At 65.1% G+C, this 25,942-nt stretch carries 19 protein-coding genes; 10 read left to right on the top strand and 9 right to left on the bottom strand.

Annotated features, from left to right (window positions below):
- Positions 1-316 precede the first annotated feature (316 nt).
- A complete protein-coding gene (locus RT424_RS13840) occupies positions 317-2,209 on the top strand; it encodes a S9 family peptidase (protein ID WP_313439198.1) in 1,893 nt (630 codons plus the stop codon).
- Positions 2,210-2,409: 200 nt separating this feature from the next.
- Here the strand turns inward: RT424_RS13840 and dapA are convergent, their stop codons facing one another.
- On the bottom strand, positions 2,410-3,300 hold the full coding sequence (gene dapA / locus RT424_RS13835; protein ID WP_313439195.1) for a 4-hydroxy-tetrahydrodipicolinate synthase: 891 nt from the start codon (positions 3,298-3,300) through the stop codon (positions 2,410-2,412).
- Between the two features lie 80 nt (positions 3,301-3,380).
- Between dapA and RT424_RS13830 the strand changes: the two genes are divergently transcribed.
- A complete protein-coding gene (locus tag RT424_RS13830) occupies positions 3,381-5,357 on the top strand; it encodes a lytic transglycosylase domain-containing protein (RefSeq protein WP_313439188.1) in 1,977 nt (658 codons plus the stop codon).
- A gap of 200 nt (positions 5,358-5,557) precedes the next feature.
- Here the strand turns inward: RT424_RS13830 and RT424_RS13825 are convergent, their stop codons facing one another.
- Positions 5,558-6,943 (bottom strand): glycoside hydrolase family 27 protein, encoded by a 1,386-nt coding sequence (locus RT424_RS13825; protein WP_409521496.1) that lies wholly within the window; start codon positions 6,941-6,943, stop codon positions 5,558-5,560.
- Positions 6,944-7,065: 122 nt separating this feature from the next.
- On the opposite strand from RT424_RS13825, the gene greB reads away from it, so the two are divergent.
- The 3 genes from greB to RT424_RS13810 are packed head-to-tail and all read left to right on the top strand — an operon-like array spanning position 7,066 to position 8,649.
- A complete protein-coding gene (gene greB, locus RT424_RS13820; RefSeq protein ID WP_313439185.1) occupies positions 7,066-7,551 on the top strand; it encodes a transcription elongation factor GreB in 486 nt (161 codons plus the stop codon).
- Positions 7,552-7,591: 40 nt separating this feature from the next.
- On the top strand, positions 7,592-8,101 hold the full coding sequence (locus RT424_RS13815; protein WP_313439182.1) for a TPM domain-containing protein: 510 nt from the start codon (positions 7,592-7,594) through the stop codon (positions 8,099-8,101).
- Positions 8,102-8,142: 41 nt separating this feature from the next.
- Positions 8,143-8,649, top strand: coding sequence for a hypothetical protein (locus RT424_RS13810; protein ID WP_313439179.1), 507 nt, complete (start codon positions 8,143-8,145; stop codon positions 8,647-8,649).
- Positions 8,650-8,717: 68 nt separating this feature from the next.
- Here the strand turns inward: RT424_RS13810 and RT424_RS13805 are convergent, their stop codons facing one another.
- Positions 8,718-9,389, bottom strand: coding sequence for an outer membrane beta-barrel protein (locus tag RT424_RS13805; protein ID WP_313439176.1), 672 nt, complete (start codon positions 9,387-9,389; stop codon positions 8,718-8,720).
- A 331-nt stretch (positions 9,390-9,720) separates the two neighbouring features.
- On the opposite strand from RT424_RS13805, the gene rlmN reads away from it, so the two are divergent.
- Together rlmN and RT424_RS13795 are read left to right on the top strand one after the other, a co-directional pair.
- Positions 9,721-10,989 (top strand): 23S rRNA (adenine(2503)-C(2))-methyltransferase RlmN, encoded by a 1,269-nt coding sequence (rlmN, locus tag RT424_RS13800; protein ID WP_313439211.1) that lies wholly within the window; start codon positions 9,721-9,723, stop codon positions 10,987-10,989.
- A 150-nt stretch (positions 10,990-11,139) separates the two neighbouring features.
- Positions 11,140-12,066: a formylglycine-generating enzyme family protein gene (locus RT424_RS13795; protein WP_313439208.1), complete on the top strand. Its 927-nt coding sequence runs from the start codon at positions 11,140-11,142 to the stop codon at positions 12,064-12,066.
- A 63-nt stretch (positions 12,067-12,129) separates the two neighbouring features.
- On the opposite strand, the gene RT424_RS13790 is transcribed toward RT424_RS13795, so the two are convergent.
- The 4 genes from RT424_RS13790 to RT424_RS13775 all read right to left on the bottom strand — a co-directional run bounded on the left by RT424_RS13790 (position 12,130) and on the right by RT424_RS13775 (position 16,766).
- Positions 12,130-12,870: a response regulator transcription factor gene (locus tag RT424_RS13790; RefSeq protein WP_313439173.1), complete on the bottom strand. Its 741-nt coding sequence runs from the start codon at positions 12,868-12,870 to the stop codon at positions 12,130-12,132.
- Between the two features lie 1,042 nt (positions 12,871-13,912).
- Positions 13,913-14,596: a PIG-L deacetylase family protein gene (locus RT424_RS13785; RefSeq protein ID WP_313439171.1), complete on the bottom strand. Its 684-nt coding sequence runs from the start codon at positions 14,594-14,596 to the stop codon at positions 13,913-13,915.
- A gap of 2 nt (positions 14,597-14,598) precedes the next feature.
- Positions 14,599-15,504 (bottom strand): methionyl-tRNA formyltransferase, encoded by a 906-nt coding sequence (locus RT424_RS13780; protein ID WP_313439167.1) that lies wholly within the window; start codon positions 15,502-15,504, stop codon positions 14,599-14,601.
- 17 nt (positions 15,505-15,521) lie between these two features.
- The gene (locus tag RT424_RS13775; protein WP_313439165.1) at positions 15,522-16,766 is read right to left on the bottom strand and encodes a glycosyltransferase family 4 protein; all 1,245 of its coding nucleotides are present in this window, start codon (positions 16,764-16,766) and stop codon (positions 15,522-15,524) included.
- Between the two features lie 539 nt (positions 16,767-17,305).
- Between RT424_RS13775 and RT424_RS13770 the strand changes: the two genes are divergently transcribed.
- The 3 genes from RT424_RS13770 to RT424_RS13760 are packed head-to-tail and all read left to right on the top strand — an operon-like array spanning position 17,306 to position 21,559.
- Positions 17,306-19,405, top strand: coding sequence for a nucleoside-diphosphate sugar epimerase/dehydratase (locus RT424_RS13770; protein ID WP_313439162.1), 2,100 nt, complete (start codon positions 17,306-17,308; stop codon positions 19,403-19,405).
- A 58-nt stretch (positions 19,406-19,463) separates the two neighbouring features.
- The gene (locus RT424_RS13765) at positions 19,464-20,714 is read left to right on the top strand and encodes a DegT/DnrJ/EryC1/StrS family aminotransferase (protein ID WP_313439159.1); all 1,251 of its coding nucleotides are present in this window, start codon (positions 19,464-19,466) and stop codon (positions 20,712-20,714) included.
- Entirely contained in the window at positions 20,711-21,559 is an 849-nt protein-coding gene (locus tag RT424_RS13760) for a sulfotransferase (protein ID WP_313439156.1), read from the top strand. The genes RT424_RS13765 and RT424_RS13760 overlap by 4 nt, the downstream gene beginning before the upstream one ends.
- 151 nt (positions 21,560-21,710) lie before the next feature.
- Here the strand turns inward: RT424_RS13760 and RT424_RS13755 are convergent, their stop codons facing one another.
- Both RT424_RS13755 and RT424_RS13750 read right to left on the bottom strand, forming a co-directional pair.
- A complete protein-coding gene (locus tag RT424_RS13755) occupies positions 21,711-23,081 on the bottom strand; it encodes an aromatic ring-hydroxylating dioxygenase subunit alpha (RefSeq protein ID WP_313439205.1) in 1,371 nt (456 codons plus the stop codon).
- A 253-nt stretch (positions 23,082-23,334) separates the two neighbouring features.
- The gene (locus RT424_RS13750; protein ID WP_313439153.1) at positions 23,335-25,803 is read right to left on the bottom strand and encodes an alkaline phosphatase PhoX; all 2,469 of its coding nucleotides are present in this window, start codon (positions 25,801-25,803) and stop codon (positions 23,335-23,337) included.
- Between the last annotated feature and the right edge of the window lie 139 nt (positions 25,804-25,942).

The following is a 25,942-nucleotide window of genomic DNA, read 5'->3' as shown; positions in this document are numbered from 1 at the left end:
TGCCCGAGAGGGCATTTTCAGTGCGGCACCAGCCCGCGCCCCCACCCTACCACCCAACTGTAGTATCCTGCGGGTGGTAGGGTGGGGGCGCGGGCTGGTGCCGCGAAATTCGCTTTCAGCGAATTTTCAAACGGACTCCAAGAACCCGCGTGCGATGAAGGAAAATTAACCGCGCCTGCGCTGAAGATGACCCTTGCCATCGGCGCCGACAATTTGAATACCCCGGAACAAACGGGGGTAATTGAACGTGCGTACCATATTTCGGTCGGCCCTGCCGGCTGCCTTGCTCATTGTCGGCTCCACATCGTCCATTGCCTTGGCAGCAGCGCCTCCCGCGTCGATCCAGCCCCCTCCGCTCGATGCCTATGGCGAGCTGCCGCAAATGGAGGATGCCGCCCTCTCTCCGGACGGCACATCGATCGCCAGCGTGGTGCATACCAACGGCGCCCGGCGCGTCGTCGTGCTCAAGAACGGCGAAGTGGTGCTCAACGGCTCTTCGGGGGACACCAAGGTCCGTTCCATCGAATGGGCGGACAACGACACCGTCCTCCTGACCAACAGCGCCACCGTGCCGATGTTCGGCTTCGCCGCCGCCAAGTACGAGATGAGCGGCACGATCATCCTGCCGCTGCGGCCGGGCAACGAATCGGGGCTGGTGTTCGGCAAGACCAAGGGAATCGCGAAGACGACGCGGGGCCGCTACGGCATCCGCACCATCGACGGGCGCACGGTCGGCTATTTCGGCGGCATCGCCCTTGACGTCGATGGCTTCAACACGCGCTGGCGCCATGGCCGCACGACGCTCTACGCGGTGGACATTGCCACCAACCGCGCCCGCATCGTGGCCCAGCCGGCGGCGGAGGACCACTACCGCGACTGGCTGATCGACCGTGCCGGCAACGTCGCGGCCTTCCTAGACGTCTCGAGAAACAACGGGGTCTGGAAGATCACGTCTCCCAAGGGCGCCGAGCTTGCCCGCGGCGTGGATCCCACCGGCGACGTCAGCCTGGTCTCGTTCGCCAAGGACGGCTCGGCCGTGATCTACGGGATCGAGGACGAGGACGGCGCTGCGCACTGGTACGAGGCACCGCTGGCGGGCGGCGAGGCCAGGGAAATCATGAACGAAGTCGGCATCGAGCGTCTGTTCGTGGACCGCAACAGCGGTGACATGATCGGCTACCGAACCCTGGGTGAAACGCCCAAGACGGTCATGGACAACCCCGTCTACCAGAGCGCGATCACCCGCATCTTCAAAGCGTTCGCGGGCCGCGAAGCGCATCTGATCGACTGGACGCCGGACTTCTCGAACGTGCTGGTGCGCACCACCGGCAACAAGGACAGCGGCACCTGGTATCTCGTGGACGTGCGCGCCAAGCGGGCCGATCCGATCGGCAACGAGCGCCCCGCCATCGCGCCGGAACAGGTCGGCGCCATTTCCACCGTCGATTACAAGGCGCAGGACGGCCTCGACATGGACGGCGTCCTCACCCTGCCGCCCGGTCGCGAGGCGAAAAACCTGCCGGTTATCCTGCTGCCGCACGGCGGCCCGGCCGCGCATGACAAGGCCGAGTTCGACTGGTGGGCCCAGGCTTTCGCCTCGCGCGGCTATGCGGTGTTCCAACCCAACTTCCGGGGCTCGACCGGCCGCAGCGACGCCTTCCGCCACGCCGGGAACGGCCAGTGGGGCCGCAAGATGCAGACCGACATCTCTGACGGTCTGGCCGAACTGACAAAGCGCGGACTTGTCGATCCCAAGCGGGCCTGCATCGTCGGCGCCAGTTACGGCGGCTATGCGGCGCTCGCGGGCGTAACCCTGCAACAGGGACTCTACCGCTGCGCCGTTTCGGTGGCAGGCGTGACCGACCTCAAGTTGATGTATGCCACCGACTTGCGCGAGAGCGGCGATTCCAAGATGCTCAGCAAGTCTCTGCGCGAACAGCTGGGCGACCCCAAGCTCTACGATGAAGTCTCACCCCGCCGCTTCGCCGCGCGGTCCGATGCGCCGGTCATGCTGATCCACGGCAAGGACGATACCGTGGTCGGCTACAAGCAGAGCCTGGTCATGGCCGATGCGCTGAAGGATGCGGGAAAGCCGTACGAACTCGTCACCCTGCCCGGCGAGGACCACTGGCTCTCGCGCGAGGAAACGCGCAAGAAAATGCTCTCGGAAGCCGTGCGCTTCGTGCAGAAGCACAATCCGGCGGATTGATGCTTTTGGTCTGAGAGGGAGAAAACCCGTCGTCCCGGACTTGATCCGGGACCGCTGGCCGTGAACAGCCCACCTAGCGACGGGGCTCACGACCGCCTGCTCGCCACGGTGAGAGCACGCGCCTAAAGAACTGACAGCGGTCCCGGATCAAGTCCGGGACGACGCTATCCTCTCCTTCGCTGCCGTCGTCAAAGCCCCCCTCAGGCCGCCTTGACGAGCCCGGCATGAACCAGCGCCTCGTCCACGGCGGTGCGGGCCTTGTCGCTGCACGGGACGAGCGGCAGGCGCAGTTCGTTCTCGATCCAGCCGTGCACCTGGGCCAGCGCGTACTTGCACGGCCCCGGCGAGCTGTCCTCGAACATGGCGTAGTGCAGCGGATAGAGCAGGTCGTTGAGGCGGCGCGCTTCTTCCAGGTCGTTGGCCGCGCAGGCCGCCTGAAACTCGGCACAGAGCTTCGGCGCGACGTTCGCCGTCACCGAGATGCAGCCCACGCCGCCCGCCGCGTTGAACGGCAGCGCCAGTTCGTCGTCGCCGCAGAGCTGCACGAAATGCTTACCGATGCCCATACGGTGGTCGGTCACGCGGCTGAGATCGCCGCTGGCGTCCTTGATGGCGATGAAGCGATCGGGGAAGCGGCGCGCCAGTTCGCAGACGGTTTCCGGCAACAGGTCGGTAACGGTGCGGCCGGGCACGTTGTAGAGCACGATCGGCAGGTCGTTGTTTTCCGCCAGATAGGTGAAGTGGGCGAGCAGCCCTTCCTGGCTCGGGCGGTTATAGTACGGTGCCACCAGCAGCGCCGCCGAGGCACCGCACTTCTTGGAGAAATTCATGTGCAGCAGCGCGTTCACGGTATCGTTGCTGCCGCAGCCGGCGATCACCGGCACGCGTCCGGCCGCCTGCTCGACGCAAAGTTCGATGACCCGGTGGTGCTCGGCGTTCGAAAGCGTCGAATTCTCGCCGGTCGTGCCGCAGGGAACGAGCGCCGAGGAGCCCGATTCGATCTGCCAGTCCACGAGTCGCCGAAAGGCCTGTTCATCGAACGCTCCGTCGCGAAACGGTGTAACAAGCGCAGGAATGGAACCCGAGAACATGGACTTTACCTCACCTGATGTTCATTGATCGGAACCGACGGACCCGATGTTCAGCGCCTGATAAGGAGCCTTTTCCCAAAATGTCCAGCATGCAGCGTGTCGCCCCCCTCGTCTTGCTTGCTTCGACCGCCCTGTTCGGTATCGCAATCGGCAGCCCCGCCGCCGCGCAGGACGGCCGCGAATGGGATCTCGCCAAGGCCCGCGCGATGCAGTCGCACGACATGGCCGTGCACCAGTCGATCGATCGCTGGCGCCAGCTCGTGGCGTCCGACGGCTTCGACTTCGGCAGCTATTCATCGTTTCTGCTGACCTATCCCGGCTATCCCCAGGCCGACAAGATTCGCGCCTCGGCGGAGCGGGCGCTGGTCAACCAGTCGCCGGACGCCAATTCGCTGGTCGCATTCTTCACCCGCTATCCGCCGCTGTCGAACCAGGCCGCCGGACGCTATGCCGTTGCGCTGACTACCTTGCGCCGCCCGGACGCCCAGCAACGCGCGCTCGCCGCCTGGCGCGGCGGCTCCCTGGCGCCCAACGACGAGGCGCTGATCCTCGCCACCTATCGCGGCGCGCTGACCACCGCCGATCATGACGCCCGCATGGATCGCCTGCTCTGGCAGAGCGAGACGTCGCAGGCCGAGCGGCAGATCTCCTTCGTATCCGCCGAGCGCCGCGCCCTGTTCATGGAACGGCTCACCATGCTGCAAGGCTCGCCCCCCGGCTCGCTGGGGCTGGTGCTGACGCCGCAGATGAACGCCGACGCCGGCTATATCTATGCCCGCGCCGTGCAGGCCCGAAAGAGCGGCAACCTGCCGGGCGAGATCGCCCTTCTGGCCAATCGCCCCACCCTGACGGCGCCGGTGCCGGAGCCTGAAAAGTGGGTGCGCGAACTGCTCACCGCCGCCAAGGGCGCGGGCGCGGATTCGGCCGTGCGCATCGCCGGCAGCATCGACGACGCCTTCGCGCCGGGCACCGACATCAGCCAGCTCTCCTTCCGCCTGCGCGACGACTATACCTCGCTGGTCTGGCTGGGCGGCACCAAGGCGCTGTGGCAGCTGGGCGACGCCCGCCGCGCCGCGCCGCTGTTCTATCGCTACGGCGCCGCCGCGCAGACGCCGGGCACGCGCTCCAAAGGCTTCTACTGGGCAGGCCGCGCGCTCGCCAAGGCCGGGGACACGACAGGCGCCAACCGCTATTTCCAGATGGCCGCCTCCTATCCGCACTACTTCTACGGCCAGCTTGCCCTCGAACGGCTGGGCCGCCCCCTGCCCGACCTCGACAGCCGCCCCCGCGCCGTGCCGACCCAGGCCGAGCGCAGCGCCTTCCTGGCCAAGCCGCTGACCGCCGCCGTGCGCGACGTGGCCCGCGACGCCGACTGGCGTACCGGCGTACAGTTCTTCCGCGAGATATCGGACCAGGCCCAGAGCGAATCCGATCACGTGCTCGTCGCCGAACTCGCCCGCGACATCGGCCGCCGCGACCTCGCCGTCATCCTCGGCCAAAGCGCCCATGGCGACGGCTATCAGGACTTCGGCCAGATCGCCTATCCGCTGATCCCGATGCCGCCCGGCGCGAACTTCGCCATGGTCCACGCCCTTACCCGCCAGGAGAGCCAGTTCGCCCAGAACGCACTCAGCCACGCCGGAGCGCGCGGCCTCATGCAGCTCATGCCCGCCACCGCGCGCGAGCAGGCCGGCAAGCTCGGCATGGCCTACGACCAGAATCAGCTGGTCAGCGACGCCACCTACAACATCCGCCTCGGCGATGCCTACTTCGCGCGGATGACGGACTACTTCAGCGGCTCGCTGCCGCTGGCCGTCGGCGCTTACAACGCGGGCGCGGGCAACGTGAACAAGTGGCTGCGCGCCAATGGCGATCCCCGCACCGGCGCGGTGGACTGGATCGACTGGCTGGAACAGATTCCGATCTACGAGACCAAGAACTACATCCAGCGCGTGCTGGAAAACGCCGTGGTCTATGAGTCGATGTACCCGAAGGAGTCGGGCTATCGCGGGAACACGCCGCTGACGCAGTTGATCGGGAAGCGGACGCCGGGGTGAAGGTTTAAGGGAAGAAGCAGGGGAGCATAGCCCCCCTGCACCCCCATTACCGTCTAGGTCACGCGGACCAACAACGTCGCGCGCCCCCGGTTGCGTCGGGAGACATAATGGCTGCGCCGCAAGGAGAGCACGACGGATAGGCCGGGTGCAAGGCAGACATTCCGAGGGTCCGGGGGATCATCCCCCGGGTCTTCCTCTTCTTAAGCCCCCTTAACCCTGAACAACCCCGCCCCGTGCGAAGCAAGCCGCGCCGAAACGCGCCCTTCGACTGCGCCCAGGTCCTTGCCCTCCCACAAGTCCCGCACCGAAGCCTTCGCTCCCAATCCGAGCAGCGAAAGCGGCACGCTTACGTCGCGCTCTTTGTCCGACACATTGAACAGCGCCACGTAGCGGTCCGAGCCGCCTTCGGCGCGCGCAGTCCAGACCTTGGTGCCGTCATCGAGGAACAGGGGCGTGTTTTCGGTGCTCGACTGGTTCACCGCCAGCACCTCGCGGTTGGTGAGCAGCGCCAGCGTCGGCGCGTCGAGGTGGCGCAGGTCGCCGCCCATGATCAGCGGCGAGCGGGCGATCGACCACAGCGTCATCAGCGTGCGCTGCTCGTAGGGCGTGAAGCGGGTGTCGCGATCGCCCAGGGCGAGGCGGCCGAGCGGCAGCATGTCGGCGTCGGGCCAGGAGCCGGGGCCGCGGAACGGCGTCCAGTTTTCGAGACGGGTGAACTGCGCGTAGAGCTGCGCCCATTCGTCCCAGAAGTCGTCGGAGATGCGCCACATCTGCGCGTGCTGGCGAACGTGGGCGCCGCGCAGCACGGGGGTTTCGCCGGGCGAGAGGCTGAGCACCATCGGGCGGCCGCAGCGGGCGATGGCCTTGGCGGCGGCCTCGATCTCGGGCGCGTGGGCGTCGTAGGGGCGGCTCATGTCGTCCATCTTGACGAAATCGACGCCCCACGAGGCGTAGAGCTTGAAAATGCTGTCGTAGTATTCCTGAGCGCCGGGCTTGCTCATGTCGACGCCGTACATGTCGGGGTTCCACGAGCATACGCTGGAGGTGTCGGCGATGTCCTGCGCGCGCAGCTTGGTGCCGAGCACCGGGAGGTTGAGCTTCACGGCGTGGCGCGGGATGCCGCGCATGACGTGGATGCCGAACTTCATGCCCATGGCGTGGACTTTGGCGGCGAGCGGCGCGAAGCCCTTTCCGCCCCTGGACGAGGGGAAGCGGTTCGGCGCGGGGATCATCCGGCCATGGGCATCCAGCGCCGGCACCGGGTTGGCGTTGTAGGTGTAGCTCTTGGCATCCGGCTCGTACCACTGGATGTCGACGGTGAAGACGTCGTAACCGAAGGGCAGCAGCTTCTCGCGCATGATTGCGGCGGTTTCCAGCGCCTGCGCCTCGGTGATGGTCCCGGCGAAGCTGTTCCAGCTGTTCCAGCCCATCGGCGGACGCGGCGCGAGAGCGGCGCCCGGCGCGGGTGAGAGGGCGGCGGAAGCGGAGCCGACAGGCGAATTCGACTGGGCACCGGTCTTCACTGCAAGCCCGGCGAGAGGCGCGGAAGCGGCAGCGAGAAGCGCGGTGCGGCGTGAAAATTCCATGGTCTGTCCTTGCTCCCAAATTCGTAGCCGCTCTTTTGTCGGACAAATAGAGGATGCGCAAGGTCGTGGAGAAGGCGGTGCCGGGCTTGGCCATGCGAGCAATGCTTTATATGGATCAGGCCATGAAACCCGCCGGTCCTCCGATTTCGCCCTCAGGCATGGCCGCGCTGCGCGCCCGCTACGATCACCTGCTCGGCAAGGAGCGGCCCGAGATCGTCGAGATCGTATCCTGGGCGGCGGGCAACGGCGATCGCTCGGAAAACGGCGACTACCTCTACGGCCGCAAGCGCATGCGCGAGATCGACCGCGAACTCGGCTATCTGGCGCGCCGCATGAAGGCGCTGCGCGTCGTCAATCCAGCGGACCAGACCGAGCGCGGCAAGGTCTTCTTCGGCGCCACCGTGACGATTGCGGACGAGGACGACAACCACAAGACGCTGACCATCGTCGGCGACGACGAACAGGACGCGGCCAAGGGCTTGATCGGATGGAGCGCCCCAATCGCTCGCGCCCTGCGCGGCGCGGCGGTGGGCGACCTCAAGATGGTGCGCCTGCCTTCGGGCGAGAAGGAATGGGAAGTTCTGGAAATCGAGTACCCAGCACCGTAAGCAAGATCAGGGCATGTCCATGAAACTTCGCAATAGGGCCGTGCCCCTGGTTCTTGCCAGCCTGCTTATCGCGCCGGGCTGCAAGGGCAGCGCCGACCCGCTCGACCCTTCTATCCCTGAATCGACCCAGCAAGTTGCGGGGGAGCCGCTGACGTTTCAGGGTAGGGTAAGCGACGCTGCTGGCATCCTCCCCCCTGACGCCGAAAAGCGGCTGACCGAGGCATCGGAACGGCTGGAGAAACGGACCAAGCATCAACTCGCCATCGCCACGACGCCCTCCCTCGGCGGCGAGGATATCTCGGCTTATGCAACCGCGTTGGGAAATCGTTGGGGAATTGGCCGCAAGGGCAAGAACGACGGAATTATCGTGCTGGTGGCACCCAACGAGCGCAAGGTGCGGATAGCCGTTGGGGACGGCCTGACCGATCAAATCCCCGACCAGATCAGTCTAGAGATCATCGAACGTGACATGGTACCCCGCTTTCGCGAAGGCAACTATGGCGCCGGTATCGAAGCCGGAGTCTCCGCGTTTGCCACCCGGTTGAATTGAGAGTTTTGAGCGTGCCGCATTCATGCCATGAGCCGCGCTCCATGCATCCCCTTCGCTTCCGCTATCTGGCTGGCATAGCCGCCTGTCTCGCCATGACCTGCCCCCCGGCGCTCGCTCGCGAAAGTCTTGGCATCTACGCAACCTGGGGGGCATTTCGCGATCCGGTGATCCCGCGCTGCTATGCCATCGCCATGGCCGAGCCCAATGCGGCGGCGCGCGAGTATCAGCCTTTCGCGACGGTGGGATCCTGGCCCCGGCGCGGGGCGCGGGGGCAAGTGCATTTCCGCCTTTCGCGCCGGATCGCGCAAGGGGCGCAAGTCACGCTCTCGATCGGCAGGCAGCGCTTCATCCTCGTGGCGGGCGAAGGCGATGCCTGGGCGCGGGACGAGAAGGACAATGCCGCGATCGTCGCGGCGATGCGATCCGCACCCCGCATGACCGTCACGGCGCGGGACCGCCAGGGCAGGCGCTTCGTCAATGCCTGGGCGCTGCCGGGTGCCGCCTCTGCCATGGACGCTGCGCTGATCGGCTGCGCCAGACTACCATAGAACAGAGACTGCAATAGAAAAGGGCGGGAACTTTCGCTCCCGCCCCTCTCCTTCGAAGATCGCGCGACTTAGAAACGCACGCCCGCGCCGACCATGACCTGGTGACGGTCGAGGTCGAGGTCGAAGCGCTGGCCGTCCGCGATGTCGCCGGTGTAGTCGAGTTCGCCCTTCTCGTAGTTCGAATAGCGATATTCGAGCTTCACGAAGGCGTTGTTGGTGATCGCCTGCTCGACGCCCGCGCCGATGCGCCAGCCGTCGGCGTCGATGTCGCGGTTGGTTTCGACATCGCCGAAGGTGCTGCGCACGTCGAACTTGGCGTTGGTGTAGCCGCCCTTGGCGTAGACCATGGTGGTCGGCGTCACGACGTAACCGACGCGCGCACCCACATAGAGGTCACGGTTGGTCTTGACGTTGCCGAGGCCGAAGCCTTCGAAGTCGCCATCGTCGAACTTGGTCTTGGCGGTCGACCAGGTCACTTCGGCCTCGGGACCGAACACGAAGTTGCCCGAGCGGAAATCGTAGCCCGCGCCGACGCCGTAAGCGAAGCCGTCGATCGACTGGTCGTTGTCGACATTGACGTCGTCATCGACGCTGCTGCCGGCCTTGGTGACATCGTAGCCGGCGAGCGCTTCGACATGGAAGCCCGAGAAGGGCTGAACCGGGCCGGTGTCCTGCGCCATGGCGGGCGCGGCGGCGACAGCGGCGGTTCCGAGGGCGAGGCAGACGAGAATTTTCTTCATGGGATGCTCCATTCGTTGTTTTTTCCGACGGGCATCCGTTGGCGGCGACCGGCCCGTCTGGACTGGTCAAATGATCGTCATACGGGTGGAGTTTCCTGAACCTAACACAACGAAAAGACTGATGTTTTTCGGTCACACTCAATCGACGGGGCGCCTTGGGCAAGCGCCGAACGAAAGGAACCGGGTATCCTTTGCGAACGTTCGCGCGGGCTCGTCTGCGCGCGCATCTTTCGTTTTCGCCCCGAATGCACTATATGACCGGCCAATCATGACAGACGCGACCTCAACCCTTTCCGGCGCCACCGGCGCTGCTCCCCATTCCGGCGCCCCCATGCCGATTCCCGGCCACATCGACCCCGTGCCGGTGCCCCGCCCCGGCCTGGTGGAGGGCGTGACCCCTCGCGAGGACGGCCGCATCGACCTGCTGGGCCTGCCCAAGAAGCGTATCGCGGAACTGTTCGAAAGCGCCGGGCTCGACGCCAAGGCTGCCAAGTTGCGCGCCAAGCAGGTCTACCACTGGCTCTACCATCGCGGCGTCACCGAGTTCGAGGCGATGACCGATATCGCCAAGACCATGCGCCCTTGGCTCACCGAACGCTTCGTGATCGGCCGCCCGGAAATCGTCGAGGCCCAGCATTCCAGCGACGGCACCCGCAAGTGGCTGTTGCGCACGGCGGACGCGCACGACTTCGAGATGGTGTTCATCCCTGACGCCGATCGCGGTACGCTCTGCGTGTCCTCGCAGGTCGGCTGCACGCTCAATTGCCGCTTCTGCCACACCGGCACGATGCGTCTGGTGCGCAACCTGACGGTGGGCGAGATCGTCGGCCAGGTCATGCTCGCCCGCGACACGCTGGGCGAATGGCCCAAGGGCCGCATGGACTTCGCCTTCGGTGACGGGGTGGACGGCGCCGAAAGCGATGACGATGAAGGCGGCTATTCGTCGGACGGCCGCCTGCTCACGAATATCGTGATGATGGGCATGGGCGAGCCGCTCTACAATTTCGACAATGTGCGCGATGCGCTGAAGCTGGTGATGGACGGCGACGGCCTTGCCTTGTCGAAGCGCCGCATCACGCTCTCGACTTCGGGCGTGATCCCGCAGATGGCCCGTTGCGGCGAGGAGATCGGCGTGAACCTGGCCGTCTCGCTCCACGCGGTGACCAAGGAAGTCCGCGATGAGATCGTGCCGGTCAACAAGAAGTACGGCATCGAAGACCTGCTCCAGGCCTGCGCCGACTATCCCGGCGCCTCGAACGCGCGCCGCATCACGTTCGAATATGTGATGCTGAAGGACAAGAACGACAGCGACGCCGACGCGCACGAACTGGTCCGCCTGCTGAAGAAGTACGACCTTCCCGCCAAGGTGAACCTGATCCCGTTCAACCCCTGGCCCGGCGCGCAGTACGAATGCTCGACCCCGGAGCGGATCAAGGCCTTCTCCGAGATCGTGTTCAGGGGCGGCATCTCGGCCCCGGTGCGCACCCCGCGCGGGCGCGATATCGATGCGGCCTGCGGCCAGCTCAAGACTGCCGCCGAGAAGAAGAGCCGCGCCGAACTGGAGCGTCTCTATGCCGAGAAGGAAAAGGAACTCGGCTGACCTTTCGCGATTCCCGGCTCTTCCGGCTGCATTGGCATTACGCATTTGGCGCGATGCCAATGCAGCCGTAGACAGGGCCGAGATCGACCGAAAGGACTTTGGATGACCGAGACCCTGCCCCCAACTGCCGGTGACGAACGCCTGCGCGGCATGATCCACCTGCCCGGCGGCACTTTCACGATGGGCTCGGAAACCTTCTACCCCGAAGAAGCGCCGTTGCGGCGGGTTTCGATCGATGCCTTCTGGATCGACGAAGCGCCCGTCACCAATCGCGATTTCGCCCGCTTCGTGGAGGCGACCGGCCATGTCACGGTCGCCGAAGTCGCCCCCGATCCCAAGGACTATCCCGGAATGCCGGCGGAGATGGCGCGCGCCGGCTCGCTGGTCTTCCGCAAGACGGTCAGGCCGGTGGATACGTCCAACCCGGCGAACTGGTGGAACTTCGAATTCGGCGCCTCGTGGCGTCATCCGCTGGGGCCGGACAGCGACATCGATGCGCTCGACTTATGGGACCATCCCGTGGTCCATGTGGCCTATGCAGATGCCGAAGCCTACGCGGAATGGGCCGGCAAGGATCTGCCGACCGAAGCCGAGTTCGAATTTGCCGCCAAGGGCGGCCTCGAAGGCGCGGACTATGCCTGGGGGGAGGAACTCGCGCCGGAGGGCCGGATGATGGCCAATTACTGGCAGGGCCTGTTTCCGTTCGCCAACCAGTGCCTGGACGGGTGGGAACGCACTTCTCCCGTGCGCAGCTTCCCCGCCAATGGCTACGGCCTCTACGACATGATCGGCAACACCTGGGAATGGACGCGGGACTGGTGGTCGGACCGACCGCAAGGGGGCACGAAGCCGGGCGGCTCATGCTGCGCGATCAGCAATCCCAAGGGCCCGAAGCTCAGGGACAGTTTCGATCCCGCACAGCCGCAAGTGAAGATCGGCCGCAAAGTGATCAAGGGCGGTTCGCACCTTTGCGCTGCGAACTACTGCCAGCGCTATCGCCCGGCGGCGCGCCATCCCGAGATGATCGACACGGCAACCACGCATATCGGATTTCGCTGCGTGATCCGCCAAACGTGACAGCGTCAGGGGGAGACCGGGAGATATCCGGCCACCCCCTTTGACGATGCCGTTAGGGCCTGATCAACGCGCCAGCGCGAGAGCTACCGGAGCACGGCTCACTTCCTCGACGGGAACGAAGTCCACGGTCTCGCGGAAATCGCCGCCATGGGTGATGAGCCCCTGGTTCACCGCCCAGATCGCGGCCTGGGTACGGTTCTGGACCATCAGCTTGCGCAGGATCGCCTTGACGTGGACCTTCACGGTCGCCTCGCTGATATCGAGGCGATAGGCGATCACCTTGTTAGGATATCCCATGACGAGGCAGCGCAGTGTGTCGATCTCGCGTTCGGACAGCAGTTCGCTCAGCTGCACCTGCACTTCGGCCTTGCCTTCGGCGATGGCCTGCTTCTGCGGAAGATGCTGAAGCAGCGCGCTGGGCAATACCTTTTCACCCTGGTTAACCAAACGCAGGGACTCGATCAGCGGTTCGGAACCGATTTCCTTCAGCAGGAAGGCATGGGCGCCGAGCTGGAACGCTTCCACCATCTGGCCGAATTCGAATTCGTCGGTCAGCAGTACCGCGCGCATCTGGGGATGGCGCTCCTTCATGGCTGGAAGGGCTTCGAGCAAGTCACCACAGGTGCCCATGTCGAAAACCGTCAGCCCCACCGGCGGCATATTGCTGTCGCTAAGCACCGCATCGCAGTCCTTGAAGAACTGGGTGCACTTGAATTCGCACTTGTCGAGGATCTTGCAGATTCCTTCCCTCACGAGGGAATTGAAACCGACAATGCTCACGGATACTTCATCAAAAGTCGACATCGTCTTTCTCTCCTGAATAACGGAAATACGGACGACCCAATACATGTTATAATATTGTTTTAGGACTGTTCCCTTACACACCCAAGCGCAGGAAAGAACAGTCAAAGAATCATCCTATCGGATAGATCCCGTATCAGAAATCATCGACAATCGCCGGATGAGATAGCCAGAATGGCAAGCCCCCCTTTGTATGCCCCCTATTTCCACCCACACCTTAGGTACAACACCTTAGATCATATCCTCGTCTTTAAGTCGAGGGGGTGGTTATGTTCTATTCGAGCCCCTCACCTACATTCCGGATGGCTCCGAATTCCCCCTATGATCAGCAGGATACCCACCTCTTGCCAAAAGTTCATTCTGCCGCGCAGGGAGTCAGATGTATAATTCTGGTACACGCTACCCCAAAAGGAGTAGCTATCGAATAAGTTCAGCCTTTTTCAAAGCGTTAGCTTACGAAACCTAACGCAAGGCGAATGTCCTCCTCTCGGTCGGAAGTGTCGGCGTTGCGTCGCGCATGCAGCAAAGCTCTGCTCGACCAACGCAAAACCGCCATTTTTCTTGCCCGCGACTCGCGCTGCGCCCGCTATCGCTGCGAAAAAGCCATAGGCAGCGCTATTCCGCAGTTACCCAGTGGAAATTGCGGTCCGAGTCGCGAGCGCCATCACCTGCCTTCGCGCTTGCACCAACCAGGTGATGCGTCGCAACATTCGTGAGTGCTCGTTTGCACTTTTGGTTGTCTTGTAAGCTAACATGACGAATCATTTCCGACCCGGGCGCAGGTCCGTCACCCCCGATGGGTGCCTCTTTTCGCACGCCCCGGCGAACCGCTCGCAACCATCACCGGAAGACGGCGGTGAAGTATTCCTGATCTATACATATGAATTTCGAGTACTACGGGCGAAAAGCGCGATGGAAGTTCTATCTCGCAACTTCACTATCGGCATCTGCCTTGGTTCCATGCCCGATCGGGGCTGAAACCTTCCGCTCCTCGTGGGAAAGGGCTTCAAGCGTTTAGGCCGTAAGGCCAAGCGACGGACCCGTGTCAGCGCTCTATGGCGCGAACGAGAACGAACCCTTCGGCCGCTTCCGAAAATACCGTAGAGCCTCGCAGGCGCGCCAAGGCCTCGATCGTGATCAGCGAACGCTCATCCGGAAAATCGCGGACCTGGCTCTCGAACATCGCGAAAGCTTCGAGCTTGCGTTGCAGGGTGCCGGCGATGTCGATGTGGACATTGGGCACGAAAGGCGGTGTCAACGGCGCGGCGTACCAGTTGGTTTCGGACAAAGTCTCGTAGGCGAGCACGCGCGTCGGCACCGTGCGGTCGCGCGGCCGGGCAGCCACCATGGCCGCCAGGAAGGCAAGCTGGTGATCCTGGTGGATGTCGCCCAAGAACGGCACGAAGAGCGTGTCCGGCCGTACCGCGCGCACCACGCGCCCCAGTTCGGCATTGAGCTCGGCGGCCGGAACGATGTCGAGCGAAGCCGCCGGAAAATCGAGCATGTGCACCTGGCTCACCCCGATATGAGCATGCGCCCGCTGCATCTCGGCCTGGACCCTTGCCACCCCCTCTTCGGAGAAAGCCGGCGGCCGTCCGCTGGTGACCACCACCACCTGCACGTCCATCCCCGCCGCAGCCATGCGCGCCATCGTGCCGCCGCAACCGAGGATCTCGTCATCGGGGTGCGGCGCGACGACCAGAACCGTTCCGTAGTGATCGAGTGGCACTGTTATCCTTTCAGCACGGCATGCAGCGCCGGCGGCTTGCCTTCGGCAAGTTCCCAGTCGGTCAGTTCCAGCAGTCCCTCGCCGGTCTGGACCGTCAGCACGCCGTCGCGGCTGGCCATGATCTGTCCGGGAATGGCATGGTGCCGCTCGCCGCCGTGCACCGGCCGGGTCGACCAGACCGTCAGCTTGCGCCCGGAGACATGCGTGAAAGCCCCCGGATAGGGCCTCCCCACCGCGCGGACCAGACGATCGATCGCGGGCGCGGGTTCGCGCCAGTCGATCAGCCCATCCGCGGGAGTGCGCTTGGTAGCCCAGGTGGCATAGCGTTCGTCCTGCGTCTGTCGTGGCTGCTCGCCGGCCGCCAGCCGGGGCAAGACGCTGCGCAACATCGCGCGCAAGGCGTCCATGTGCTTGTCGTAGAGCCCCTGCGCCGTCTCATCCCGCGCGAGGTGGAAATAGTGCTGTGCCAGGATGTCGCCGTCATCCGTCCCCTCCGCGATCCAGAACAGACTGGAAGCCGAAATCGGCTCGTCCAGCAGGATCGTCCAGGGAATCGCGGCGCGTCCGCGCAGGCGCGGCAGCGGCGCCGGATGGTAGCCGATCGCGCCTTTCGCCGCGATCGACAGGAACTCCGGGCCGACGATCTGCGACCAGCCGACCACGAAGACATAGTCCGGCCGCTCGGCGCGAACCATGTCGAGCACCTCGGCATCGTTGGTGCGCGCGATATGCGCCAGCCTTGCCCCGGCCCTCTCAGCGAAAGGCGCCATGTCGACGAGGTCCGAATGGCGCCCGTGCAATTCGGGGGGCAGCGTGCCCACCAGGGTAAGATCCCACTCGGCCGCCTCGGCCAGTTCCTCGACGAGAACCTGGGTACTGCCCACGGCCCCGATCACGACAGCACGCATCGCCCCTCTCCCCGATCTCAGCCCGCCACCGCCCGTGAGGCGCCCGTGGCGCCCTGCACTTGCGGCCCCATGCTGGCGGGAGCGGGATCGACGCCGGGCGCCGGTTCGGAGCGGATCGTGGTCGGCTCGTTCCAGGGTTCGCGCAGGAGGTCCATCTCGTCCAGCAGCTGGTGGTTCACCTTGCGCACGTCGTAGATCTTCTCGGCCAGATCGCGCGATCGGGCAGCCATGCTGGTCACCAGCGTCGGAGCCTCTATGAACCGCTGCATCGCGGCCTTGAGCGCGCCCGCATCGCGAGGCGCCACCAGGAAGCCGTTCTCGCCCTCGATGATCGGTTCGCGGCAGCCGGGCATGTCGGTGGTGATGATCGGACGGCCGGTCGCCATCGCCTCCAGGATCGTGCGCGGCAGCCCCTCGCGATAGTAGGAAGGCAGCACGAAGACGGAGCAGCTCGCCAGATAGGGCCGCACATCGCTGGTGCCGGGAATGAACTGCACCGGATACTGGCGCGCCAGCCGGGTGCATTCCACTTCGTCGATCCCGGTGGGATTGTCGCGCTCGTAGTGGCCGAGCACGCAGAACTCCACATCGGGGTGATCGCGCTTGAGCTGCCTTGCGGCCTCGACGAACTCGTAGATGCCCTTATCGCGCATCAGGCGGCCCACCAGCAGGAAGCGCAGGCGGTTGCGCGGCAGCGGTTCGAGGCGGAAGCGTTCGAGATCGATGCCCGAGCCTGGCACCTGGATCACGTTCTGGCGCGGCGTGACGATGCCCAGGTCGATCATGTCCTGCCGGTCGTCGGCATTGAACACGAAGACGCCCCGCGCCCGGCGCACCGCTTCCCGGTAGAGCCGCGTCACTGCCCAGCGCAGGCCCTTGCGCGCGCCGCTATCCTCGCTGAAGACATAGCCGAGGCCCGACATCAGCGCGAAGAAGCGCGGCACGCAGAGCAGCCGCGCGGCGATCCCGCCGTAGATGATCGGCTTTTGCGTATAGGCCAGGACCAGGTCCGGCTTCTCGGCCATCATCAGCTTGACGTAGGCGGAGAGCAGGGCCGCGTCCTTGATCGGATTCGTGCCCGTGCGCGCCATCGGCACGACCCGGAACCCGATCCCCCAAGCGGCCAGATCCCTTTCCACCGCGACATTGCCATCCGGCGCCACGGCGACGACTTCATGCCCGTTCGCCTTCAATTCACGAAGCAGCGCGCCCCGGAAATTGGTGAGCGAATAGGCAAGGCTGGACAGGACAAGTATCTTCATTGCGTGATCGAGCCCCAGGCTGGACGGGGTGGCGCCGCAAGAGCGGCCCACAAGTGGCTCACGCCCCCGCGTGTTCGCCTCATCCCGTTTCGCCCTGAATGATGACCCACGAACCGCCGATCGCAAGCGACTAATCGGCTGATAGCCCTTCGAGATACCCGGCGGCGATTAAGGGATGGGTTTCCTCCGCCCGGCTCGCTCCCTTTGGATCAGCCCCATGTCCGACAGTCGAAGGCGCGACCTATTCGCAAGAGTATCGGCAATTACGGTTGATGGCTTCATGCACAAGTGCGTGTGCCGGAAATGGTCAATAGATCATGAAAGGACGAGGCCGAACGTGGCCAGCCCGCTTTTTTCCGGCCCCGTGAATGGGTTCCGACGAGACGGTCCAAACGGACAGACCCGAGGATGGGCCGGAAAGATTGCTGGAAAAATGCCGCTCCGAATTCTCAGGACCGACCGACGGATCCGATGGGAGCGGCACTCTGGGATGCTTGGGTCCAGGAAGCTGAAAAGCGAGAGCTGAGAAGGTCGACGCAATGAGCCATACCGCGACAGGAAGCAGTGCCTCGGCCATACCGGTCGATGCTGCGAACAGGTTCCTCAAAGTGCGCAAGTTCGGGGCGGCAGGCCCCCGCTCCCGTTCTTCCACCGCGCAGTTCAGCCTGCGCCGCACCTTCCGCAACACGGTGCTGATGACGATCGACTTCTTCGTCCTGGCAGTGACCCTGGGGCTGGCTTTCGAACTGATCGGCAAGACCGGATTTCCCAAGTCCGACGGCCATCTGGGCGCGATCGTGTCCTTCGCTCTGGTGGTGATCGGCATCTTCTACACCGCCGGCATCTATCGCCGCAGCTGGCGCTATTTCAGCTTCGCCCATGCCATCCAGCTGGCGATGCTGACCCTGCCCGCCTTCGCGCTTGCCTGGGGGGCGATCATGATCGTGCCGGGCGTGCGCGCCGAACGCTCGCAATTGCTGGAGATCGGGCTGGCGCAGTGGCTTTTCGCCATGACCGCGCTGTTCTTCGTGCGGGGTGCCCGCCGCGCCCTTCGCGAGAAGCTGAGCCAACCCGCCAAGGCCCTGCCCACCCATGTGGACGGCAAGAACCTGCGCGGCGCGCTGCTGGTCGGATCGCCGGACTGGGCGCTTTCGATCATCGAGATGCTGAAGCGCGAAACTTCGCCCAGTTTCACGGTCACCGGCGTCCTGCTTCCCGTCTCCAACGATACGCTGCAACAGATCGCCAATGTTCCCGTGCTGGGAAGCCACGACGACCTTGCCCATGCGGTGGAGACGCTGGAACTCCAGGGCCGGCGCCCGGCGCTGGCGATCGCCTGCGACGACGGCACCGACCTGTCCAACCGCGAGATGGCGCGCCTCACATCGCGCGCCCGCAATCTCGGCCTCGAACTCTCGCGCATCCGCGACGGCTGGAGCCATATCCTCCAGCGCAACCACGGCGCCTCACCCGACGAACTGTCGGTGAAGGACTTGCTCGGCCGCAACGAATTCACGCTCGAAGGCGAGCAGATCACCAGCCAGATCACCGGCAAGTGCGTGCTGGTGACCGGCGCCGGCGGCACCATCGGCGGCGAACTGTGCTGGCAGCTCGCCAGCTTCCGCCCCTCCCGCCTGGTGCTGGTCGAGCATAGCGAATACCACCTCTACGCCATCGAGATGAAGCTGCGCGAGCAGTATCCCGACCTCGACGTCCAGCCCGAGCTTTGCAACATCCGCGAACGCGACGAGGTGCGCCGCGTGTTCGAGCGTCACCGGCCGGTGATCGTCTACCACGCCGCCGCGCTCAAGCATGTGCCGATCGTCGAAACCAGCCCTTGCGCCGGCGTGCACACCAATATCCTCGGCACGCGGATCGTGGCCGACGCGGTCTGCGAGTTCTCGGCAAAGGCCATGGTCCAGGTGTCCACCGACAAGGCGGTGAACCCGGTGGGCATGATGGGCGCCACCAAGCGCGTGGGCGAACTCTACAGCCAGGCGCTGGACATGTGCGGCGTGGACGATCCCGAAGCGCCGCGCTTCATGACCGTGCGCTTCGGCAACGTGCTGGGGTCGAGCGGGTCGATCGTCCCGTTGTTCCACCGCCAGCTGCGCGAAGGCCGCGCGCTGACCGTCACCCACCCGGACATCGAACGTTTCTTCATGACCGTGCGCGAGGCGGTGCAGCTGATCCTCCAGAGCAGTTCGGCGGCGCTGAGCCAGAACTCGCAGCGCGGCACGATCTTCGTGCTCGACATGGGCAAGGCGGTGCGCATCGTCGATCTCGCCTATCGCATGATCCGGCTCTACGGCCTCCAGCCCGAGATCGACGTGCCGGTGGAATTCGTGGGCCTGCGCCCCGGCGAAAAGCTCTACGAGGAACTGTTCGACATCTGCGAGGAGCAGCTGCCCTCGGGCATCAAGGGCATCTTCGAGGCGCAGTCCAAGCCGATCCCCCTGCCCTTCATCTCGCGCAGCATCGATCGGCTGGCCCGCGCGGTGGAACTGGGCGACCACATCGAGGCCCGACGGATCACCCACACCCTGGTGAAGGTGCCCAGCGGCAGCGCCGGGTTCGAGGTGGTCGAAAACCCCGGCCTGAACCGGCCGCAAGGCGCCGGCGAGCCGGTGAAGGCCTGATTCGGGGCCTGATCGCGCCCCGATCCTTCCCCTCATCCTTTCGAAGGAGAACGAGTCCGTGAACCTGGCATCCCCGCCCGCGGTCGAGGATTTTTCCCCGACATCGGAAACGCTTGAACCCGCGCCGCCGCACCCGGTCCGCAGCCTTTGGCCGCGCCACGAACCGGATGAGATCAAAGCCGTCGCCCATGTCTTGCGCTCGGGCAAGGTCAACGCGCTTGTCCATGGCGAGCAGAACCGGGAATTCGCGGCGGAATTCGCCCGCTTCGTCGGCATGCCCGAAGGTATGTGCCTCGCCAACGGCACGCTGACGCTGGAAGTGGCCTTGCGCGCGCTGGGCGTCGGGCCGGGCCACGAAGTGATCGTGCCGGCCCGCAGCTTCTTCGCCACGGCCAGCTGCGTGCTGGCGGTCGGCGCCCTGCCGGTCTTCGCCGACATCGATCCGGTGAGCCAGAACATCGATCCCGCCTCGGTGGAACGGCTGGTGACGCCCGCGACACGGGCGGTGATCTGCGTGCACCTGGCAGGCTGGCCTTGCGACATAGATGCGCTAAGCCGAATCTGCGGCGACCACGGGCTGCATCTGATCGAGGATTGCGCGCAGGCCCACGGCGCTACCTGGCGCGGCCGCCAGGTCGGCTCTTTCGGCGCGGCTTCGTCCTTCTCGTTCTGCACCGACAAGATCATGTCCACCGGCGGCGAAGGCGGGCTGCTGCTGTTCCGGGACCACCAGGCCTGGCTGCGCGGATGGGCTTTCAAGGATCATGGCAAGAGCTATGCCAAGGTCACGGATGGGGCGGGTACGCCCGGCGCGTTCCGCTATATCCACGACACTCCTGGTTCGAACTATCGCATGACCGAGATGCAGGCTGCGCTCGGCCGCTGCCAGCTCGCGAAGCTGCCGCGCTGGCTTGCCGCGCGCCGGCGCAATGCAGAGACGCTGCTTGGCGCGCTTGCGAACGTGCCGGGGCTGCTTCTGCCCGAACCGCCCGCCGAAGTCGGCCATGCCTGGTACAAGTTCCATATCCGGCTGAGCGGCGATGCCGAACAGGCGGAGCAACGCCGCCGCGCGGTGCTGGCGACGCTGGTGGCGCGGGGGATGCCGGCAGGCAGCGGTTCGTGCCCCGACATGAGCCGCGAGCACGCCCTGTCCGGCCTGCCGATCCGACGCGACGGGCTGCTGGCCAATGCCGTGGACCTGGGACGCCGGACGCTGATGTTCCCGGTCGACCATACACTCGAACCCGCCGACATGCTGCGCATGGCCGAGGAGATCGGATCGGCGATGAGGGAGCCTGGTACGCGATGAAGCCCAAGGATTGGCAGCCCAGCTTTCTAGTCATCGGCGCGGTCAAGGCGGCCACGACCTGGATACAGGCCCGCCTCCAGGATAATCCCGCGATCTTCATGCCCGATCCCGAACCGCACTACTTCAGCGCCGGATACGATCGCGGTGTCTCATGGTACCGCAACTTCTTCGCGGACCGCCCGAAAGATGCCTTGGCGATCGGCGAGAAATCGGCCGACTACCTGGCCCATCCATTGGCCGCGCAACGGATCGCCCGCGACCTGCCCCATGCCCGCCTGGTACTGCAGCTGCGCAATCCCATCGACCGCGCCTATTCGGACTACAAGATGTTCTACCGGCGCGGCACCATCACGGGCGCCCCGGAGCAATACCTGCGTTCGCTCGACAACCCTTATCCGCGCTTTCTGCAGGACGGGCTCTACGCGCGCCATCTCGCGCGCTGGTATGACCTGTTTCCGCGCGAGCAGATCCTCATCTACCTCTACGACGACGTGACCGTTCAACCGCAGCGAATCGTCGAAGCGGTGTCCAGCCATATCGGCGTGCCGCCGGTGTTCCGGTCGGAACGGGCCGGGGCGCAGGAGAACAGCAGCCGCTCCGCCATCCTGCCCCTGTCACTGCGCAAGGCGCTGGCCCCGCTCAAGGACACCGTGCGCCCGCTGCGCGGCACATCGGTGTTCGAGAACGTCCGCTCGCTGCTCGCGCGCGAGATGGCCTACCCGCCCTTGGTGCCGGGGTTGCGCGAACACTTGCGCGATTTCTACGCCCGCGACGTGGAGACGCTGGAGGCCATTTGCGGGCTGGACCTGACGCGCTGGAAGACAGCCGCCCGCAGCGCCGCCTGAAAAGGGTGGACGGCACCCGTCGTCCCGGACTCGATCCGGGACCGCTGTCGAGGCCGCGCCACCTTTCGAACGTGGCCGCGGCTCATCGAAAGGTTGCGCCTAAAGAACTGACAGCGGTCCCGGATCAAGTCCGGGACGACGTTGTTTCTGCCTAATCCACTTCCAGCAGGGTCGGCGCGCCCATGCCGTTCATGAAGTTCGCCAAATTGCGGTGGAGGTTGATCACTTTCTGCTCCTGGTGCGGATTGGGCAGCGGGCCGCGGAAGCCTCTGGACTTCATGCCTTTCTGCACGAACTGCATGTTCGAGAAGTCCTGCGCCAGCACCGATCCCCAGTTCTCGCCGATCGGATCGGCATAGACCCATTCCGTCTTGGGCTCCTCGCCTTCCGGGAAGCGTTCGAGAGCATAGCTTTCGAACACGCACTTGTCCGGATCGTCGCCATAGGGACGCACGCGGTAGCAAAGCGCGAAAGTCTCGCCGTGCAGGATGTTCTGGTTGGGGAACAGACCCCAGGCGAGGCCGCCTTCCTTCTTGATCTCCGGCGGCACTTCCGGCCAGATCACCCCGCGCGCGGCGTCGTCCGCTCTGGCCGACTTGAGCCAGTGGGCGATGATCTCTCCCGGCGTGGCGGTTTCGGGAAGCTCGTCCACCAGGCGGCTGGCGGCGTTGACCAGCGTTTCGGTGGAGGCGGAGTAGTTCACCGTCTCGTAGTTTTCGCGGATGAGTTCGTAAGTCGAGACGCGGGCGTCGTCGCCCTTGCCGGCGCGGGTGGTGCCGGCGCTTTCGCTCATCTGGAACTTGCTGTCGCGGGTGTCGTAGCTGGAGACGGAGTGCAGGCCGTACTGCTTCGAAAGGGCATAATAGTCGCCATAGGCCAGAAGCTGGGTATGCGTGCCGGCGACGTGATAGGGTTCCAGGAACGCCTCGATCGCCGTCTTCCAGTTGCAGTCGTAGATCGCCCACTGGCGCCACTTGTAATGCATTCCGGCGAGGTCGAAGTGATCGAGGATCTCGCCCGCGCGGCCCATCCATTCCTTCAGCGGAACGGCATCGGGGTCCATCGAGATATAGATGTACCCGCCCCAGGTATCGACCTGAACCTCGGACAGGCAGGTCATCTCCGGGGTCAGCTTGTTGTGCCAGTCCTGCGGGTCGAGGATGTAGGTATTCTGTCCCTCGAGGTCGAAGGTCCAGCCGTGGAAGCCGCAGATGAAATTGCGCCGATTGCTGCCGCGCACGGAATGGACCTTGCTGGGCAGCATGTCCGGCACCGAAACCAGCTGTCGGCCGCGATGGGGGCAGACATTGTGGAAAGCGCGCAGCGAGCCGTCGTCCTTGCGCAGGACTATGATCGATTCGTCCGCGACATTGTAGGTCAGCCAGTCGCCCGGATTGGGCAGATCGCTTTCGCGCTCGACCATTTGCCAGATCTTCGGCCAGAGCAGCGTCTTCTCGGCCTGAAGGTAGTCCTTCGACAGGAAGGCGGTGGTGGGGTAGGTGGCGAGGCGTTCCTCGTCCATGTCCCGCGCGGTCAGCGTGTCGTTCCGACCTGTACCGGCTTGCAGCTTGCCCGTTTCTTGCACGTGGCCTCTCCTATTATCAACAGGACTGTTCATTAAGCCATAGCGCGCGGCTGTTCCAGCGGCAGCACGCTTTCTGCACAACGCCGGGGCGATACGACGAAAAAGGGAGGAGGCGCCGTGGCGCCCCCTCCCCTTCGTGATCTCAGCCGATCGGCTTGGGATTACAGGGCGATAACGCCGCCCCCATCGCTCACAGAGCGATCACACCGCCGTCATCCTTGGTGATCGCGACGATCGCCGAGCGCGGACGCACGGTTGCGCCTGCCGATCCGGCCTGGCTGTCGGGCCAGTGGCTGGAAGGCGCCGCCGGGGTGCCGTCCTCGCCGGGATGCTGGATGCCGACGAACAGCGTGCGGCCGTCCGGCGTCGTGTCGATACCGGTGATTTCGCACTGGACCGGGCCGACCAGGAAGCGACGCAGGTTCGCTGCCGTGGCCGCCGCGCCGACGATCGTCGCCTGGGTGGCGGTGGCGCCATTGGAGCCGGTGTTGGTGATCGTCTTCGCGCCGCCGTCTCCCACGCGGCCGGGGATGGCCGCCAGCAGCATGCAGTTCGTGCGATCGGTCAGCGCGCCGTCGTCGGTCTCGATCCAGAGCACCGGATTGAACTGCCCCGCCGGGTTGGTGCTGCGCGAGAAGAAGGCACCGTCCGGGCTGGAGAAGTCGTTGTCGGCAGTCAGGCCCGAGAGGTTGACGTTGGCGCCGGCATCGGCCGCATCGGCGCCGAACAGGTAGATGTCCCACTTGAAGGTGAGCGCGGCGGTATTGTCGCCGTCCTCGCGCAGGCGGACGATGTGGCCGTTCGGGTTGCCGTACTGCGCCGTGTTCGATGCGCCCTTGGGGTCGTTGTAGTGACGCGGGTTGGCGGCATCGGTGCCGGTCAGCGGGCGGCCGGCGGCGTTGTTGTTGGTGAGCGTGAGGTAGATTTCGCCGGTCACCGGGTTGCCGGTGGTCCATTCCGGGCGGTCCATCGGCGTCGCGCCCACGGCATCGGCGGCAAGGCGCGGATTGACGAGGATGTCGGCCTGGTCGGCGAAGACGTATTCCGGCGTGGTACCGGTCGCCGGGCGGTTCGGTACCGATCCGAACACCAGCGGCAGCCACTGGCCCGAACCGTCGGCATTGAACTTGGCGACGTAGAGCGTGCCGGCGTCGAGGTACTTGTCGCCCATGGCAAGGCGGCTGGTCGAAGCCGCGTCGGCAGCGGCGTAAGTGGCCGAGGAAACGAACTTGTAGAGGTATTCGCGGCGCGAATCGTCACCCATGTAGACGCCCAGCTTCTGCCCGTTCACGGCGCGAACGAAGGCGCCTTCATGGCCGAAGCGGCCCAGCGCGGTACGCTTGCGCGGCGTGGACCTGGCGTCGAACGGATCGATCTCGACCACCCAGCCGTACTGGTTCGGCTCGTTGCGATAGTCCTCGGCAGCGGTGGCGCCGATGATCGTCGCGTTCCACTTGGTGTAGATCGAGTCGGTCGAATTGGCGAAGGACCAGGCATAGTTGCCGGTGCGGCTTGTCACGCCGTAGCGCGACAGCGCGGTCAGTTCGCGGGCGCTGCGCTTGGCATCGTCGGCGGCGTCGCGGCGGAAGTAACCGGCCCAGTTTTCCTCGCACGTGAGGTTGGTGGCCCAGGGGGTGACGCCGTTGGCGCAGTTGTTGATGGTGCCGCGCCCGGTGGTGCCGTTGGTGGAATAGGCGGTGGCGAGCATCGCCGAACCGGCGGCCGGACCGTGGAAGGTCATCGGCGTGTTCGGGGTGATGCGGCGGTTGAAGGCGCTGGTGGCGACGTAGGACCACTTGCGATTGCCGGCATCGACATATTCCGACACCGAAACGCCGTGCGCCTCGATCTCCTTGAGCGCTTCGGCGGCGGGACGCGGGCCGGTGGAGACGTTGGTCGGGCCGTTCGGGTGCAGGTACTGCACGTTCAGGTTCTCGTGGTTCTGCACCATGAGGCCGCGCGTCGAGCTGTTGTCGTCACGGCTGCCAGCCGCCGAGAGGCCGTAGAACTGGAGCGCGTCGCCATGGTCGCCGATGCGCTGGGCGAAGTTGCCGTCCGAACCGTCGTTGGCATAGGCCGATACGCCGGTGGCCAGCGGATCGCCCAGGCGGGTCATCACGGTGACCGAGTAGCCGGTGGGCACCTTGACCACGTCGCCAAGGCTGTGGGCGACGGCGGTGAAGCCGAGCACCGCCGGCGACACGCGCACCGTGGTGGTGGCGGTGCGTACTTCGCCGGTCACGCTGGTGGCCGAGAACGTGAAGACGAGATCGCTGGCCGCGCTCACCGCCGGGGCGATGAAGCTGACCGAGGAGCCGGTTCCGGTAAGTTGCACGGTCGTGCCCGAGGTCTGGGCCCATGCGGTGGTGAAACCGCCGAAGCCGTTCTCAGGGCTGCCGGTGAGCGTGACGACGCGGCCGGCGCTGGTGGCGGCATTGGCGCCCGCGCTCACGGCTACGCTGTTCTCGTTGTCGTCGTCGCCGCAAGCCGCCAGCAGGCCGGTGCCCATGAAGGCCATGGTGGTGGCGCCGGCGCCGCGGAACAGTGCCTGGCGACGGGAATAGCGTTCCGCTGCCATGCTCTCCAGCGAGCGCTCGGCAGTGGGATTGGTATCGACATCGCCATCGGTATAGCCGTTGGCGGGAAGCCCTTCAGTCATGGTTGTGCCCTGTTCCTGTGACAATCGCACAGGGGTAGCTAGGGCCGCTTCATGGCAATTGAACGCAAGATCGATGGCAGTTCGATGTCTGTTTCACGACAACCGCGCCACTTCGGTTCAAGCGATCCATAGACTCGGC

It is taken from the genome of Novosphingobium sp. (genome assembly GCF_032093395.1).
GTDB lineage: Bacteria > Pseudomonadota > Alphaproteobacteria > Sphingomonadales > Sphingomonadaceae > Novosphingobium.
Note: the sequence above shows the minus strand (reverse complement) of the source record. Positions and strands in the feature narration are given on the sequence as shown.

What these genes read in the sequence shown, in the direction of transcription:
- dapA (WP_313439195.1), bottom strand. Translation starts at nt 3,300, where the DNA reads ATGTTCTCGGGTTCCATTCCTGCGCTTGTTACACCGTTTCGCGACGGA.
- RT424_RS13830 (WP_313439188.1), top strand. Translation starts at nt 3,381, where the DNA reads ATGTCCAGCATGCAGCGTGTCGCCCCCCTCGTCTTGCTTGCTTCGACC.
- RT424_RS13825 (WP_409521496.1), bottom strand. Translation starts at nt 6,943, where the DNA reads ATGGAATTTTCACGCCGCACCGCGCTTCTCGCTGCCGCTTCCGCGCCT.
- greB (WP_313439185.1), top strand. Translation starts at nt 7,066, where the DNA reads ATGAAACCCGCCGGTCCTCCGATTTCGCCCTCAGGCATGGCCGCGCTG.
- RT424_RS13810 (WP_313439179.1), top strand. Translation starts at nt 8,143, where the DNA reads ATGCATCCCCTTCGCTTCCGCTATCTGGCTGGCATAGCCGCCTGTCTC.
- RT424_RS13805 (WP_313439176.1), bottom strand. Translation starts at nt 9,389, where the DNA reads ATGAAGAAAATTCTCGTCTGCCTCGCCCTCGGAACCGCCGCTGTCGCC.
- rlmN (WP_313439211.1), top strand. Translation starts at nt 9,721, where the DNA reads ATGCCGATTCCCGGCCACATCGACCCCGTGCCGGTGCCCCGCCCCGGC.
- RT424_RS13795 (WP_313439208.1), top strand. Translation starts at nt 11,140, where the DNA reads ATGATCCACCTGCCCGGCGGCACTTTCACGATGGGCTCGGAAACCTTC.
- RT424_RS13790 (WP_313439173.1), bottom strand. Translation starts at nt 12,870, where the DNA reads ATGTCGACTTTTGATGAAGTATCCGTGAGCATTGTCGGTTTCAATTCC.
- RT424_RS13780 (WP_313439167.1), bottom strand. Translation starts at nt 15,504, where the DNA reads ATGCGTGCTGTCGTGATCGGGGCCGTGGGCAGTACCCAGGTTCTCGTC.
- RT424_RS13775 (WP_313439165.1), bottom strand. Translation starts at nt 16,766, where the DNA reads ATGAAGATACTTGTCCTGTCCAGCCTTGCCTATTCGCTCACCAATTTC.
- RT424_RS13770 (WP_313439162.1), top strand. Translation starts at nt 17,306, where the DNA reads ATGAGCCATACCGCGACAGGAAGCAGTGCCTCGGCCATACCGGTCGAT.
- RT424_RS13760 (WP_313439156.1), top strand. Translation starts at nt 20,711, where the DNA reads ATGAAGCCCAAGGATTGGCAGCCCAGCTTTCTAGTCATCGGCGCGGTC.
- RT424_RS13755 (WP_313439205.1), bottom strand. Translation starts at nt 23,081, where the DNA reads ATGGACGAGGAACGCCTCGCCACCTACCCCACCACCGCCTTCCTGTCG.
- RT424_RS13750 (WP_313439153.1), bottom strand. Translation starts at nt 25,803, where the DNA reads ATGACTGAAGGGCTTCCCGCCAACGGCTATACCGATGGCGATGTCGAT.